General features: G+C 44.3%; 14 protein-coding genes and 1 tRNA gene. 6 read left to right on the forward strand and 9 right to left on the reverse strand.

The window, feature by feature from the left end; all coding sequences use genetic code 11:
• The coding region (locus tag ICN46_RS10655) for an IS3 family transposase (RefSeq protein ID WP_216205431.1) at positions 1 to 96 on the forward strand (96 nt) is incomplete at its 5' end.
• Positions 97 to 179: 83 nt separating this feature from the next.
• Here ICN46_RS10655 and trxB read toward each other — a convergent pair.
• Positions 180 to 1,136, reverse strand: a complete 957-nt coding sequence (gene trxB, locus ICN46_RS10660; protein ID WP_216208557.1) for a thioredoxin-disulfide reductase — start codon at positions 1,134 to 1,136, stop codon at positions 180 to 182.
• A 39-nt stretch (positions 1,137 to 1,175) separates the two neighbouring features.
• Between trxB and ICN46_RS10665 the strand changes: the two genes are divergently transcribed.
• From ICN46_RS10665 to ICN46_RS10680, 4 genes are all read left to right on the forward strand, one after another.
• Positions 1,176 to 3,488, forward strand: a complete 2,313-nt coding sequence (locus tag ICN46_RS10665) for a DNA translocase FtsK (protein WP_370625542.1) — start codon at positions 1,176 to 1,178, stop codon at positions 3,486 to 3,488.
• A 9-nt stretch (positions 3,489 to 3,497) separates the two neighbouring features.
• The gene (lolA, locus tag ICN46_RS10670) at positions 3,498 to 4,196 is read left to right on the forward strand and encodes an outer membrane lipoprotein periplasmic chaperone LolA (protein ID WP_216208560.1); all 699 of its coding nucleotides are present in this window, start codon (positions 3,498 to 3,500) and stop codon (positions 4,194 to 4,196) included.
• Positions 4,197 to 4,256: 60 nt separating this feature from the next.
• The gene (gene serS, locus ICN46_RS10675; RefSeq protein ID WP_216208563.1) at positions 4,257 to 5,567 is read left to right on the forward strand and encodes a serine--tRNA ligase; all 1,311 of its coding nucleotides are present in this window, start codon (positions 4,257 to 4,259) and stop codon (positions 5,565 to 5,567) included.
• 50 nt (positions 5,568 to 5,617) lie between these two features.
• A tRNA-Ser gene (locus ICN46_RS10680) sits at positions 5,618 to 5,707 on the forward strand.
• 141 nt (positions 5,708 to 5,848) lie between these two features.
• Here ICN46_RS10680 and ICN46_RS10685 read toward each other — a convergent pair.
• From ICN46_RS10685 to ICN46_RS10715, 7 genes are all read right to left on the reverse strand, one after another.
• Positions 5,849 to 6,226: a hypothetical protein gene (locus ICN46_RS10685; protein ID WP_216208565.1), complete on the reverse strand. Its 378-nt coding sequence runs from the start codon at positions 6,224 to 6,226 to the stop codon at positions 5,849 to 5,851.
• Between the two features lie 32 nt (positions 6,227 to 6,258).
• Positions 6,259 to 6,549, reverse strand: a complete 291-nt coding sequence (locus tag ICN46_RS10690) for a hypothetical protein (RefSeq protein WP_216208568.1) — start codon at positions 6,547 to 6,549, stop codon at positions 6,259 to 6,261.
• A 68-nt stretch (positions 6,550 to 6,617) separates the two neighbouring features.
• The gene (locus ICN46_RS10695) at positions 6,618 to 7,190 is read right to left on the reverse strand and encodes a hypothetical protein (RefSeq protein WP_216208570.1); all 573 of its coding nucleotides are present in this window, start codon (positions 7,188 to 7,190) and stop codon (positions 6,618 to 6,620) included.
• Positions 7,187 to 7,531, reverse strand: a complete 345-nt coding sequence (locus ICN46_RS10700; RefSeq protein ID WP_216208572.1) for an SWIM zinc finger family protein — start codon at positions 7,529 to 7,531, stop codon at positions 7,187 to 7,189. Before ICN46_RS10700 ends, ICN46_RS10695 begins: the two co-directional genes overlap by 4 nt.
• A complete protein-coding gene (locus ICN46_RS12160; RefSeq protein WP_216208575.1) occupies positions 7,528 to 7,707 on the reverse strand; it encodes a ribbon-helix-helix protein, CopG family in 180 nt (59 codons plus the stop codon). Before ICN46_RS12160 ends, ICN46_RS10700 begins: the two co-directional genes overlap by 4 nt.
• 518 nt (positions 7,708 to 8,225) lie before the next feature.
• Positions 8,226 to 10,151, reverse strand: coding sequence for a hypothetical protein (locus tag ICN46_RS10710; protein ID WP_216208578.1), 1,926 nt, complete (start codon positions 10,149 to 10,151; stop codon positions 8,226 to 8,228).
• 100 nt (positions 10,152 to 10,251) lie between these two features.
• Positions 10,252 to 10,836 carry a response regulator gene (locus ICN46_RS10715; protein ID WP_216208581.1) on the reverse strand — a complete coding sequence of 195 codons (585 nt, stop codon included), beginning with the start codon at positions 10,834 to 10,836 and terminating at the stop codon, positions 10,252 to 10,254.
• Positions 10,837 to 11,083: 247 nt separating this feature from the next.
• On the opposite strand from ICN46_RS10715, the gene ICN46_RS10720 reads away from it, so the two are divergent.
• Positions 11,084 to 13,177 (forward strand): sensor histidine kinase, encoded by a 2,094-nt coding sequence (locus ICN46_RS10720; protein ID WP_216208585.1) that lies wholly within the window; start codon positions 11,084 to 11,086, stop codon positions 13,175 to 13,177.
• A 27-nt stretch (positions 13,178 to 13,204) separates the two neighbouring features.
• On the opposite strand, the gene ICN46_RS10725 is transcribed toward ICN46_RS10720, so the two are convergent.
• Positions 13,205 to 13,612 carry a hypothetical protein gene (locus tag ICN46_RS10725; protein ID WP_216208588.1) on the reverse strand — a complete coding sequence of 136 codons (408 nt, stop codon included), beginning with the start codon at positions 13,610 to 13,612 and terminating at the stop codon, positions 13,205 to 13,207.
• Between the last annotated feature and the right edge of the window lie 690 nt (positions 13,613 to 14,302).

Genomic DNA, 14,302 nt, shown 5'->3' on the forward strand with positions numbered 1-14,302 from the left:
GAATATATCGACTATTACAACCATGATCGGATCAAACAAAAACTGAAGGGATTGAGCCCGGTTAATTACCGAACTCAATCCCTCGTGCTAACCTAATTAAACTGTCCAACTTTTGTGGGTCAGTTCATGCTAGGTGTTTTTTTATTTCGCTCTTAGCAACATCAAATAGTTGGATACTTCTAAGATAGCGACTCTAAGTAGCGCTGTGCATCAAGTGCCGCCATGCAGCCCGTACCAGCACTGGTGATAGCTTGGCGATAGATGTGATCTTGCACATCGCCTGCTGCAAATACGCCTGGAATGTTGGTGGCAGTCGCATTGCCTTCTAAGCCTGAGTGAGTTTTGAGGTAGCCGTTGTTCATATCGAGTTGACCGATAAATAATTCAGTATTGGGTTTGTGGCCGATCGCAATAAAGGCGCCAGTCACAGCGAGATCTTCTGTACTGCCATCTTGTTTCTTGATGCGTACTCCAGTAACCCCTTTTTCATCACCGAGCACTTCGTCCAGTGTGGAGTTGAGTTTGAGCTCTACCTTGCCTTCAGCAACTTTTGCCATCAAGCGATCGTTCAAGATTGGCTCAGCACGGAATTTGTCACGACGATGAATGACGGTAACCTTCTTGGCAATGCCGGTGAGGTATAAGGCTTCTTCAACAGCAGTATTACCACCGCCTACAACGCAAACATCTTGATTACGATAAAAGAATCCATCGCAAGTTGCGCAACCGGAGACGCCCCGTCCCATGAAGGATTCTTCACTTGGTAGGCCGATGTATTGCGCGGATGCCCCAGTGGAAATAATGAGGGCATCACAGGTATAGGTGCCGGAATCACCCACAAGGCGAATAGGTTTTTCTGTCAGGGCTGCTGTATGAATATGGTCAAAAATGATTTCCGTATTGAAGCGCTCAGCATGCTTTAAAAAACGATCCATCAGCTCTGGACCTTGGACCCCATCAGGGTCTGCTGGCCAGTTTTCCACATCTGTAGTGGTCATTAATTGACCGCCTTGAGCTAGTCCAGTGATGAGGGTAGGCTGCAAATTAGCGCGGGCAGCATAAACAGCGGCTGTGTAGCCGGCAGGGCCAGATCCGAGGATGAGGACTTTGGAGTGTTTTGGGGTATTTGTTGTCATCCCCAAATTATAGATTTGCTTGTTTACAATCGGGAGAACATGGCGAGAACCGTATATCCGAAGTCCAAGACTCCACAGAGCCCTCAGACCCCAGAGAATGAGGGGCAGGGCAGGATGCCCCGCCTCCTTCTGGAGGCCCGCTGGTTCATTTCCCTAGGCCTTTGCTTGGCTTTATTTGCGATTTTGGCCACTTATTCCAAGGCTGACCCCGCCTGGTCTCACGCTAGTTTTGAGACCCCTAAGAACCTTGGAGGTCGTTTTGGTGCATATATCGCTGATTTACTGCTCTATATTTTTGGAATATCCGCGTTTTGGTGGGTAGTCCTTTTTGGCCGAAGGGTCCTAAATGGTTGGCGTGAGCTGTGGAGTATTCCCTTGCCTGTGGATCCAGATGCTAAACCAGATTCCTTATTGGTTCGTTGGCTGGGCTTTGGGGTGACCTTGCTATGTAGCATGGGATTAGAGTCGATTCGCTTACATTCTCTTAGCTGGCAACTCCCTCGCCCTCCTGGCGGCATTTTGGGCGAATTGATTGGTGACCCCCTCCAAATGTCCCTCGGCTTTACTGGCGCTACGCTGGTGCTGCTCTTTGGGCTTTGTGCTGGACTTTCTTTATTCCTACATTTTTCTTGGTTGGATATTGCGGAAAAAGTGGGGCGCTATCTAGAGTTGGCTTATATCCGCTTGCGTGAGCGTCGTGAGAGTGAAGAAGATCGTAAATTAGGTGAGGCGGCTGCTGAAGAGCGGGAAGAGTATGTTGAAGAGTTTCGCGGGCGCGTTGAAGTTGCTGCGCCAGTACAAATTGTCCGTGCGCCAATAGAGATACCCAAGAGCGCGCGTGTTGAGCGCGAAAAACAACAACCACTCTTTGTGGATATCCCTGATTCAGAATTACCGCCGTTGGCATTGCTTGATCCAGTGCCAGAGGCGAAGGAAACTATTTCTGCGGATGTCTTGGAATTTACCTCTCGCTTAATTGAGCGCAAGCTTGCTGAGTTTGGTGTTCAAGTCGTTGTGATTGCTGCCTATCCAGGCCCAGTCGTGACGCGTTACGAAATTGATCCTGCGGTTGGTGTTAAGGGTAGTCAGATTGTCAATCTTGCACGCGACTTGGCGCGTTCGCTTGGGGTGGTGAGTATGCGTGTTGTCGAGACTATTCCTGGTAAAACTTGTATGGCTTTGGAATTGCCAAACCCTACTCGTCAGTCCGTTTATCTTTCTGAGATTCTGACTTCACAGGTTTACAACGATAACCACTCGTTGTTAACTCTCGCCTTAGGTAAAGATATCTCCGGCAGCCCAATGGTTGCTGACTTAGCGAAGATGCCACATTGTTTAGTCGCGGGTACAACGGGTGCTGGAAAGTCCGTTGGTATCAATGCCATGATTTTGTCGATGCTCTTTAAGGCTAAACCTGATGAAGTGCGCTTGATCATGATTGATCCGAAGATGCTTGAGATGGCGATGTACGACAAGATTCCACATTTGCTATGTCCAGTAGTAACGGACATGAAGCAAGCATATAACGCCCTCAACTGGGCAGTAAATGAGATGGAGCGGCGCTACAAACTGATGAGTAAGTTTGGTGTGCGCAATCTTGCGGGCTTTAATAAGAAAATTTTAGAAGCTGAAGAAAAGGGTGAGAAGCTCACTAATCCATTTAGCTTGACACCAGATGATCCGGAGCCAATTTATAAAGCACCTGTGATTGTGATTGTGATTGACGAGCTTGCCGATTTGATGATGGTCTCTGGTAAGAAAATTGAAGAGTTGATTGCACGGATTGCGCAAAAGGCTCGTGCTGCAGGTATTCATCTGGTGTTGGCCACACAGCGTCCTAGTGTTGATGTGATTACCGGACTGATTAAGGCGAACGTGCCAACACGTATTTCCTTTCAGGTGAGTAGCAAAATTGATAGCCGTACGATTCTGGATCAACAGGGAGCTGAAGCTCTGTTGGGTATGGGTGACATGCTCTATATGGCGCCAGGCACCGGCTTACCAGTGCGTGTGCACGGCGCCTTTGTCTCGGATGATGAGGTGCATCGCGTGGTGGAATGGCTTAAAGAAAAAGGCGAAGCTAATTACATCGAGGGTGTTCTCGAGGGTGCTGATGAGTCCAATATGGATGCCCTAACCGGTGAAGGTGGCGGCGAGGCGGATCCCCTTTACGATCAGGCTGTAGCGATCGTTCTGGAAAATAAGCGGCCCTCGATTTCTTTGGTGCAACGGCATCTGCGTATTGGTTATAACCGTGCAGCACGCTTGCTTGAAGACATGGAAAAGGCTGGTCTGGTCTCCAAAATGGGCAACGGCGGCAACCGCGAAATCTTGCATCGTCCTTCAGAGTAAAACTTCATTTTGCAAAAATCTTTATCAGCATTTGCGCTCACATTCGCAGTAAGCGGATTTATCTTGTTTTCCGCAAGCATTGGCATGGCTGCAGATGTTGATGGGGGCGCCGAACAGTTGCGCCAATTCGTCCGCAATTCCAAAACCGCAGAAGGTGATTTTGTGCAGCAACAGTTACGAGCACCCAAAGCCAATGAGCCACAAGACAAAGGGCTTAAAGTAGTTCGTCAAACACAGGGCCATTTTGCATTTGCGCGTCCAGGCCGTTTTGTTTGGGATACCCAAAAACCATTTGAGCAAAAACTGATTGCTGATGGCAAGCAGCTGATTTTGTGGGACAAGGATCTCAATCAAGCGACCTTTAGGCCGGCGGGGCAGGCATTGGCAGCAACACCAGCAGCAATTCTGTTTGGCGAGGCATCTTTAGATCAGCATTTTGATTTGATAGATGGTGAGGAGCGTATGGGTATGAAATGGGTGGCATTGGCCCCCAAAAAAGACCCCAAGGCTAAGGGCGGCAATGAGCTTCCTTATACAAAAATCTCCATTGGTATGGCTAATGGGCTTCCTAAAGCGCTAGAGCTGATTGACGGCTTAGGCAGCGTGGTTTTAGTAACCCTAGATAAGATTCAGTTGAATGTGAATTTACCTGTAAATCGTTTTAATTTCACTCCTCCTGCTGGAGCTGAAGTCTTACGCTTAAACTAGAGTCCATAGACTAAATTCAACCAAATTTAACGAATACCGAATACCAAAACTGAGCAATATATGATTGATCCGCAATTACTCCGCAAAGATATCACTGCTGTCGCAGCGCGTTTAGCTACACGTAAATTTCAGCTGGATGTTGAGAAATTCAACTCGCTAGAATCTGAGCGTAAATCTTTACAAACCCGCACCGAAGAGCTACAAGCAAAACGCAATCAATTGGTAAAAGCCATTGGTATGAAAAAGGCTAAGGGTGAAGATGCTAGCGCTGAAATGGCTGAGGCAACCCAGATCAATGGGGACATGGAGTCTGGCTCCACTCGCCTTACTGTCTTGCAGGCTGAGATTTCTGATTTCTTAATGGGCATTCCGAATCTTCCAGACGAGTCTGTACCAAGTGGTAAAGATGAAACTGAGAATAAAGAAATCAAGCGTTGGGGTACGGAACCTATTTTTGATTTTGAGATTAAGGATCACGTAGATCTAGGTGCCCCACTCGGTTTAGATTTTGAAGTAGCAGCGAAGATTAGCGGCTCCCGCTTTGTGGTACTTAAAGGACCAATTGCTCGATTGCATCGCGCTTTAGCGCAGTTCATGCTCGATACCCACACAACGCAACATGATTATCAGGAGATCTACACCCCCTATATGGTGAACGCAGCATCGATGCGTGGTACCGGTCAGTTGCCAAAGTTTGAAGAAGACTTATTTAAGGTTCCTCGCCAGATGGGTGGAGAGGATGGGAATGGCGAGGCAAAAACAGAAAACTTTTACCTCATCCCGACTGCAGAGGTTCCGGTCACAAACTTAGTAAGAGATGAGATTGTGAATTCTGATAATTTGCCAATGAAGTTCGTGGCACATACACCATGCTTTCGTTCTGAGGCTGGTAGTTATGGTCGCGATGTGCGTGGCATGATCCGTCAGCACCAGTTTGACAAAGTAGAGTTGGTGCAAATTACTAAGCCAGAACATTCGATGCAGGCATTAGAAGATTTAACTGGCCACGCAGAAAAGATTTTGGAGTTACTCGAATTACCTTATAGAAAAGTACTGCTCTGTACTGGCGATATGGGTTTTGGTAGCACCAAGACTTATGACCTAGAGGTATGGGTGCCATCACAACATGCTTATCGTGAAATTAGTTCATGCTCAAGCATGGGCGACTTTCAGGCAAGGCGTATGCAGGCGAGATTTAAGGCTGGGCAAGGCAAACCAGAATTGGTCCACACCTTAAATGGCTCAGGTCTTGCAGTAGGAAGGGCTTTGGTGGCCTTGATTGAGAACAAGCAACAAGTTGATGGGAGCATCTCCGTTCCTAAAGCATTGCAACCTTATTTGGGCGGCTTGGATACTCTGAAGCCTATTTAATGGGCTAATCAATAAAAAGTGATGCCAAAGCTATAATTGCTCTTCGGTTCGGAGAGGTGGCAGAGTGGTCGAATGTACCTGACTCGAAATCAGGCGTACTGTCAAAGGTACCGAGGGTTCGAATCCCTCCCTCTCCGCCACCAGCATAGGTTTTCTGGCGATTTACTAAAAAGTCAGATGCAATCGTTTCCGCAATTTTTGGCATCATTTCCGCACATTGGCTATTTTGTTGGGTTAACGCGCTCGCCAACACGGCGATAAACGGCCTTTGTAAGTGCAGCTTAAGAAACCTTTGTAAACATAACAACATTATTTTCCAAGAGCTGAATAATGCCTTCTCGTAACGTGCCTTGTTCTGTCAATAAATCAATTGTTTGGGAGATGGATGTCTGACTGACTTCAGTCATATATTTAATTGTTTCAGGATTTGCAAAAAGCTCTAATTCACTACGAAATTCCTCGGGGGATTCTAAGTAATTCTTAAAATATAATTTAGTCAAATTGGTTGTCTCAATTACCCCCTTTTCGGATGATAAATCTACATCTTGTTGTTTAAGTTCACCCTGAGCCTTTAGTGAGGCAAGAATAAATTCAGGGGTTTGGGACATTACATAATCCCCCTCGAACATCTTATTTTTTACTTCTTCACTTTTATCCATATCAATTACCCGAAGCCCAAGCCATCCTTCTTTTAATCCCTTGGCAGGGTTTTGGCAAAACTCTCAATGAGCTTTTTATTTGCTGAAATAGCTCTAAATAATTCTTTACCTTCAGCATTTTTAAATAGCTCTGTTGCAAAAATTTTCAGATCCTCATCTTTTAATTGCTCAAACCACACCTTTATGCGATTACCAGTAAATTCAGCAAGTTCATCCTTAGGTATTTCGCCACCTTTATCGGTTAACTCCTCAAGACTATTTAATGTTCCCATTACTCCTGCCAAGGCATATCGAGCGGATATTACAAGTTTGATATTTTTCATAAGAATATTGGTGTATTGAATTAATGCTGAATTAGTCTGTTGCAGAATCTGGCCAATGTGTCTTTATTTCAAAGTCGAATTTTCTCGCAAGACCCTGTTTCCAAAAGCCTTACAAATTCTGCTTGAGAGGTGTTAAACCAATCTAATTTTTTCCATACGCCTTGAAAATCAGTCGCGACTTGTTTTTCATAGATACTGAATCCAACATTCCCCATTTTTTCTTCGGAATCGTCTCTGGCTTGATCCACTTGAACACACCAGTTTCCACATCTTGTTTCAAGTGAGTCGCCTTTCTTAAAGGAAAACTTCATTTGAGCCCCCTGTGTTTCGACGAGATCTTTAATCTTGTGATCCATAATTTTGTTATGTAAATCACTATTTTTAAGTTGGATATTTTCGGATTTAAGTTTTTCTTTAAGCTTCTGGTGAGGTATGCCAGCCAGCGTAAAAGAGATCGAATCACGAAGAAGGGGTGTCTTTTCTTTGTTGATTCGCTCCACATGAAATATATCTAATGCGCTTTTAAATGCCTCATGCACCAAGAAAAACCAGCCTTTGGCGTAAAGCCCCTGATTACTATGGGCTTCAAATTGAATCCATGTCAGCAGAGGTTTGATGCTCCCATCATCATCTTTTATCAAAGCATTCTCCCTAAAAGAGCTTTAGAGAATTGCTTCTTTTTTAGGGTGAGTTCATTTTTGGCAATTTCTAATACGCGCTCGGCCTCTAACAAGTCGCTAAAGAACCCATTCAAACTAGAGTGCTTAAGCCAATCACCAACCATTGAGACTTCCGATGAGTTTGCGCTCACAATGCCATCTGAGTTCCCTAGAAATATTTGCAACCGATGCTTGCAGTACATTCCGTTGATACCTGCTGGGCAGCTACAGTAGGCTGTCAAGATACCCTTGTTAAATTCAAAGCTTAATTCGTAAGGGTGGGGCTGCGAACCTTGAACTAGGAATTTGATTGTTTCTTTCATTCAATTTCCTTTATTTTTTTCAAGCGCGCTGATTTTTTGAGGGATTGCTGTTCTTTATCTAGAAACTCGGCTATTGCCCGTCTGATTAGTTCGGCAACTGACACGTCTTGGCTCTCTGATATTTTTAATAGTGCAGCCTTAAAAGGCTTTGGAAGGTGTATGTTGGTGCGCTCCATGTACACACTATATTTTCTAACGCATAAAAAGACTGTTAATAATTGTTAATTTTTTAAGCGCTTAGAGGCGATGGCCAACTTTAAGATACGCTGTAGACTACTGAATGGCTTGAGAGTGTATCTAGGCAATTAACAATTATTAATAAATGGAAATTATTAAGCGAATAAAGTCTCAGCTTAATTAATTGGTATCGGCCTTAAGCAAACTCTTGGCTACCCATTTCGAAAGCAGAAATTTCTTAGCGCCAGTTACCCAGCATATTGAAGTTGTTATACTGAAAATCATGGATTTTATTCAACAAATCCGGCGTCAGTAATATTAATTGTTATGTGGCCTCTGCGTCCGTATAAGCACTGTTAGCTTTTGAAGGATCTGCAATGAGTTTGGAAGAAAAGCTATCTGTTTGTGCGGGTCCTTCTAGTGATACGGAGAAGGCTAAGCAAGATAGGACTGAACGAATGATTCGTGATTTGATCTATTGATTCGCTCCTACATGCACAAGACGATATGTAGATGCTTATTTCTTGATGGCTGTAAGAGCGCCTTTAAGTCCTAGGGTACCGAAAATCGTCACGCCATCCAGGTTATAGGTGTTTTTATTGAGTTGAGAAAAATCTAACTCAAACTCTAATGATGAGCTCATGGTTGCCAGCTCTTTATCGGTGAGCAGTGCGCTCGCTTGTATTCCGCTGCTAGTTGCCTCCCACGGTTTAATTAAGTTGAGAGGGATCGCCTGATTGGTGAAGTTCAGTTGAGGGCGGGGGCCACGATTCAAAAAATCGCTCAGTTGAGAAAGATTAATGGAGCCTGCTGATGGCTTTATAAATACTGTTAAGCGTAAATCTTTATTTTGCCTAGTGAGGCCCAAGGTGACATTGTAATTGCCGCCCGATTGTTTTTCTGTCACTAAGGCAATCAGAAGTCCGTCATCGAGTGCTTGCATTCTCCATGGGTAGGTTGTTGCGCGACTACTATTATCTAGGTTGAGCAATCTAGCATTGCTCAGACTGATGAGTGAAACCGATAATCCTTTTGCTTGCAGCATTTGTTGTACTAAGCGACGATCAACACCCATCTGGTCAAAGTAAATATTGAGACCATTGATTGCCAAACGCATATCCTCTTCATTTACCTTTTTGGCATTCGAACGTAATGCGTAAATACCGAGTTGATCATTGGGGTCAATACGGCGGTTAACCCCGCCGGAAAAAGCTAAGACACATGCTGAGAAGCATTGACCATCTGCTTCTACTAAAGTTTTTTTGCTCAGATTAGTGCGACCAATTCGGCTGTTAAAGCGTTTTTGGCGAAGGACTTGCCCCAGTCGGATACCGCTATTGAGATCGCCATCAACTGAGTTAAAAAGAACTGCGGTACCAGCTGGAATGTTGGCGGTTGACTGCACAAATTTTTCCACATTCGCTTTATTGATTGCTGTGTCATACACAATCATCAGCTCGCATTTATCGCGCTCACAAACGTTAGCCAATGCAAAATTGGATTTGGTATCAGATGCGCCTGAATTATTAACCACTGTATTTGGTAATGCGATAGCTGCTGAATTGTTGGCAGAAGGTTGTGGAGCATTCGCTGCAACAGGTTCAGAAGATTTGATATTTGTGGCTGATTTGTTGCTAAATAGTTTTTGCCAAAAAGAAGGCTCTTCTTCCGCTGCGCTAGTTTTGCTACTGCTAATTGAGGGAGCGGTGGTTTGAGTGGGAGTAGCAACAACTATCGCAGGACTTGGAGGCTGCTCTTTAACTGGCTCTACTGCTGACTGTTCTGACTTACTTTCAGGAGGCTTTGATGATGCATTGCCAAAGATTCTTTTCCAGAATGGCTCTGATGTGGTTGACGAGGCGGCTGGAGCAGGGAAAACGTCCGGAACAGTTGGTGGGCTTGCCGCTGGGGCTGATGTTGGTGGGGTTGGATTGGAGGCGTTTTGAGCGGTTGTGTTCGATAGGCCCTTGTCAGACCCCTCTAAAAGAGGCGAAGTCGAGGAGGCGCTGCTAAAAAGACCCTTCCAGAAGGGTGCGGGGCTTGGAGTCGATTCTGTTGTTGAGCTATTGGGAAAGGGGGCGTCGACTTTGGTCGAACCAGGATCAGTTTTTTCTTCTGCGCTGGCTTGGCTTGGCGGGGTGACTGGGTCAGTTCTAGCCTCTGAGTTTTTCGACTCAGAATCCTTGGAATTAGCTCTTTCTTTGTTTGATTTGCTGCTTTTTTGATGCTTTTGGGGTTGTTTTGATGCTTTTGTCTTTTTAGGCTTTGCTTTGTTTTGTTCGGCGTCTGCACCCTTGCTTTCACTGCCAAATACCTTGTCCCACATCGTTGGCGAGGTATCTGCAGCTTGCAGTGGGCCAGAAATCATGCCTAAAAGGACAATTCCAGCTAAAAAAAGCACAATACGAGGGTTAATAAGGGGTGAATCCCCTTTGTTGATCATGCTGAAAATTATAAGTTAAATTGATAAAAGTGATACTTCACTTATACAGTAACTGTCGAGCCTTGTAATAGCACTTTAGTTTTAGATGATGAGGCAAAAGCTATCTTTTGATCATCCCTAGCACTTTTTCTTCAAGTAATTCAAGGGAGTAGGGTTTTTGCAAGATCTCAATTGAATCAGGTAAGCCACCTTTGAGTTCAATACCAGCTGGGCTGAGCGCGGTACTCACGATAATTTTGGTAGGAGCAAACTCACTGCCAATGAGTGATTGAATCATTCTGAAGCCATCCATGCCGGGCATATTGAGATCGGCAATCACTAAATCTGGCAGAAATTGACCAATGAGTACTAGGCCGGCAAAGCCGTCCTTAGCGCTACGGACCTCAGTTGGCCTGGGTAGGTCGGATAGCGATAATTCGATGAGGCGCAAAAGATCTTGATCATCCTCAACCACCACGACTTTTAAAGCGTCGGTAGCAGTTGATTTTTTAGTGACTGCTCCAGACTGCCTTGCGCGCTCCGCTAGGAGAGCGTCAACGGATTGGCGCAAGATGCGTCTGTGACCACCTGAAGTCTTCCAGGCTAGTAAAACGCCACTTTCAACCCAAAGCTGGGCTGTTCTTAAGGAAATACCTAAAAGATCAGCTGCTTCTCTAGTGGATACGTATGCGTCTTCGGATGACATTCAGGGACAATAGCAAAAAATAATTTCTTCTGTAAAAAACAGAGTGAATCGGGTTTAAATGTAGTAATTGCGGAAAATTCTACATCATTCTAAATTTTTGAATGATTGATTGGGATTTACTTGACTGGACTAAAGAACTATGAGTGGAAGGTAGAGGGCACTTTTGTTTAGGCGTTGGTATCAATCCTCCTTACGACATCAAATTCTGATTTGGTTGCTCGTGATCAACTTTTTCATCTTGCTACTCATGGCAGTAGCAACCCTGCAAGTCTCTCGCAGCTCAGTAGAAAAAAATATCTTTGAACAGTTAGAACGTGAGCACGTGATTGAGTCTGAAATGATTGAGGGCTCCCTTAATCGTATGGTTGAAGAGGTGCAGTCACTGAGTTCATCGCTCGCCTTGATCGGTGCATTAAATTCACCAGACAAGGCTGATCAGCTTTTAGAGGCTTTTGCAAAACGAAATCCTTTAATTAAAGAAGATCGTGACGATTTTTATTTGCTCGATGCCAATCTCAATCGCTTGCATGTCATTGGTAGCTCTAACTCTTGGGTTGATGGCTCACGCGCTTTAGCAAAATCAGCCTTATCTCAATTAAAAATTCAGGCCGGAGTTTTTAAAACTGACGGCGGATTCATATTGCAGTTAGCTCAGCCGTTAGAGGCCCGTGGCGTGGTAGTGATTAGTCAGCCGATTAATCAGCTCTTGGGTCGATTCTTTCAGGGACGTAAAGATATTGCAGCCTGGGTGTTAGAGGATGGGTCTGGGCAAGTGTTATCGAATCTAAGTGATAGTGCGAGTCCCGATCAAACCATCGTTCGTGAATTGTTTGGCGACCTAAGTAAGAAAAATATTACATCCTCAGTACCGGCTGATTCAGAATCTTTTACTCATCCATGGAAGACGATTAGAGGCCCCTTGCGCCTGATCCCGCCGCTGGAGAGTTTGCATTTGCAGTTAGCACTCAATGAGCGTACTAATTGGACGCATATTGTTGCAATGGAATTATTGCTTCCATTTATCTTTGTGTTGCTATTGGTCTCTTTGCTTGCGGTTTTCATCATCATACTCGTGGGTCGAAGATTGGCCACTCCAATTGAGGAGCTGGCAAGTTATGCTTTATCCATTGAGGGCTCTGGATTTTCCAGTGCCGAGAATCAAGATAGGTTAGCCACCTTAGCGCAGCGCCCCGATGAAGTTGGCCGCTTAAGCACCCAGTTTTCCCGCATGCTCGGGCGCCTTCGTCATGGCTATGTAGGTCTAGAAGATCAAGTGGCACAGCGTAATGCCCAATTAGAGGCGGTATTTGATTTATCCCCCGATGGCTTTATCGATGTAGATGCACAGGATCTAGTGAGATTTGTTAATCCTGCTTTTCAGATTTTGACAAGTTTGTCGGCAATAGGGGTGGTTGGTCAACCGCTATCCTTGCTGGTAGAAAAATTACATGCGCTTGCTAGTAATGTCACGCTAAACCAATTGCAAGACATGCTGCGAGCAACAGAGCGGCTCCATTGGTTGGAATTAAATATCCCCTATAAAAGAACCTTGTTGGTTCTCACTAAGCTAAATGATGAGGATGGGCGCGTTGTGTATTTGCGTGATATCACCCAGGAAGCTGAACTGGAAGAAATGCGAAGCACCTTCATGTCGACTGCAGCTCATGAATTACGCACCCCTATCAGTAGCATATTGGGATATGCTGAACTCTTGATGCGCAGACTCAAGGGCGGTGTAAAGCCAAGTGAGGAGACGATTATGGAGATGGCCTCAGTCATTGAACGTCAATCTAAAAATATGGCTGATCTGGTAAATGACTTGTTAGATCTTTCTAGGCTTGAGAACCAAATGGCCAAAGGCTTGAACATGCATGAGACCTCTCTAACCACCTATCTTCGTCCGGTGGTGACCCAGTTCCAAATGCCGGGAGATAGCCGTGAAGTGGTCATGTATTTCGATGATCATCTTCCAGAAGTGCAATTACATCCCGAGAGCTTTAAGCGTTTGATTGTGAACTTGCTTGGTAATGCTTTTAAATATTCCAGCAAGGGTAGTCCAGTGATTGTAAAAACGTTTACTCAAGAAGTTGTTGACCAACTATACGTCGGTGTATCAATAAAAGATTTTGGTGATGGCATGTCGGCAGAAGATTTGTTACATGCATTTGAGCGCTTCTATCGAGGCGGCGCACATGAGCTCATCTCTGGAACGGGTTTAGGTTTGGCAATCGCAAAAGAAATTATGCAGGCCCACTCCGGTGAGATTGATATTCAAAGCGAGCCAGGCCAAGGTACGACAGTAACTCTATTGTTTCCTGCAATTCGTACTTGGGGTCGTTAGTAGGGCGCCGTCCAACAAAGCGAAGTTTTAGATGCTCAGATTGGGGCGTTCATGCAACGACTTAGCAAGATTGATTAAGCAATGTTTGCCACGCGCATCGGTTTCCTTAAAGCACTTCAGTAAGTATGCTTCTAGCGGATCCAAGGTAACGCCTTTATTTCTCCGCTCAGGACCCTTGTGGCCTTCTGTTTCCACAGGGGCATTCCTGCTCGCTAAAAAAGACATGTCCAGGCCCAACCACTCCACTAGGACTTGGAGTCTTTCAATTTCTGGCAGGGAGAGGCTGCGCATCCAGCGACGGGCAGTCTCTTGAGAAATGGCGGAGTCATCATTTGCCCGTAAGTTGAAGTCACGGCTGACTACTGAGGCGCTGGGCATCCGCCCGTAATACTCTATCAAGCGGCGGGAAAGTTCTTTTGAAAAGGCAAGTTTCATATATATAGCTAGCTAGGTAAGTTCAGTGACTGGAAATAAGGGCTAAAAGATACTAAAAACTATAAAAGTGATAGGGCTTTTACTGATTATGAGCATGAATTTACTGACAAAATCAGGAAATTGCACGCTAAAAGTGGTGATTTTCCCTCCTAAGTCGCTGATAGTTGGTAAAAACACACATAAAACCATTAAAAAACAAGTGCAATGTGGGTAAAAATCATGATTAAATCAACTTTCAGCGTGTAATTTCCACATCAAATACATTAATTACAAGTGAAATATCTTTATAAATCCCACTTTTAGAGATAAATTATTCGTGGTTTACAAGCAATTTTCAGCTTGAAATATTGTGGAAAAATAATCTAAGAATAGCCAGAAGATTGATTAATTTTATAACCTCAATACTAATCAATTTATTTAAATAAAAAATAATAAAATATAATCTTCTATACGAATTATTAATTGATTTAATAATTAATCAATATTTATTCAAAATAATATCCCAAAAAGCATCAAAATTAATCAAAAAAAGCCACTTTTTGGATCTAAAAAAACCGCATTAAGACCTTTAAATTGCATGGTTTTGATGCATTCTGCACCTCTTCTGGGCGTGATAATCTGAAAAAATGAAACAAGTGATAATCAACGTGTATCACTTTTACCATTTATTACACTATGGATGTGGGGGTA

Origin of the sequence: Polynucleobacter sp. Latsch14-2 (assembly GCF_018881925.1) — a bacterium.
In the GTDB taxonomy this organism is placed as follows: Bacteria; Pseudomonadota; Gammaproteobacteria; order Burkholderiales; family Burkholderiaceae; genus Polynucleobacter.

Bases quoted from the DNA above. Each gene is read 5' to 3' on its own strand.
- trxB (WP_216208557.1), bottom strand. From the start codon at position 1,136: ATGACAACAAATACCCCAAAACACTCCAAAGTCCTCATCCTCGGATCT.
- ICN46_RS10665 (WP_370625542.1), top strand. From the start codon at position 1,176: ATGGCGAGAACCGTATATCCGAAGTCCAAGACTCCACAGAGCCCTCAG.
- serS (WP_216208563.1), top strand. From the start codon at position 4,257: ATGATTGATCCGCAATTACTCCGCAAAGATATCACTGCTGTCGCAGCG.
- ICN46_RS10685 (WP_216208565.1), bottom strand. From the start codon at position 6,226: ATGGATAAAAGTGAAGAAGTAAAAAATAAGATGTTCGAGGGGGATTAT.
- ICN46_RS10690 (WP_216208568.1), bottom strand. From the start codon at position 6,549: ATGAAAAATATCAAACTTGTAATATCCGCTCGATATGCCTTGGCAGGA.
- ICN46_RS10700 (WP_216208572.1), bottom strand. From the start codon at position 7,531: ATGAAAGAAACAATCAAATTCCTAGTTCAAGGTTCGCAGCCCCACCCT.
- ICN46_RS12160 (WP_216208575.1), bottom strand. From the start codon at position 7,707: ATGGAGCGCACCAACATACACCTTCCAAAGCCTTTTAAGGCTGCACTA.
- ICN46_RS10710 (WP_216208578.1), bottom strand. From the start codon at position 10,151: ATGATCAACAAAGGGGATTCACCCCTTATTAACCCTCGTATTGTGCTT.
- ICN46_RS10715 (WP_216208581.1), bottom strand. From the start codon at position 10,836: ATGTCATCCGAAGACGCATACGTATCCACTAGAGAAGCAGCTGATCTT.
- ICN46_RS10720 (WP_216208585.1), top strand. From the start codon at position 11,084: ATGGCAGTAGCAACCCTGCAAGTCTCTCGCAGCTCAGTAGAAAAAAAT.
- ICN46_RS10725 (WP_216208588.1), bottom strand. From the start codon at position 13,612: ATGAAACTTGCCTTTTCAAAAGAACTTTCCCGCCGCTTGATAGAGTAT.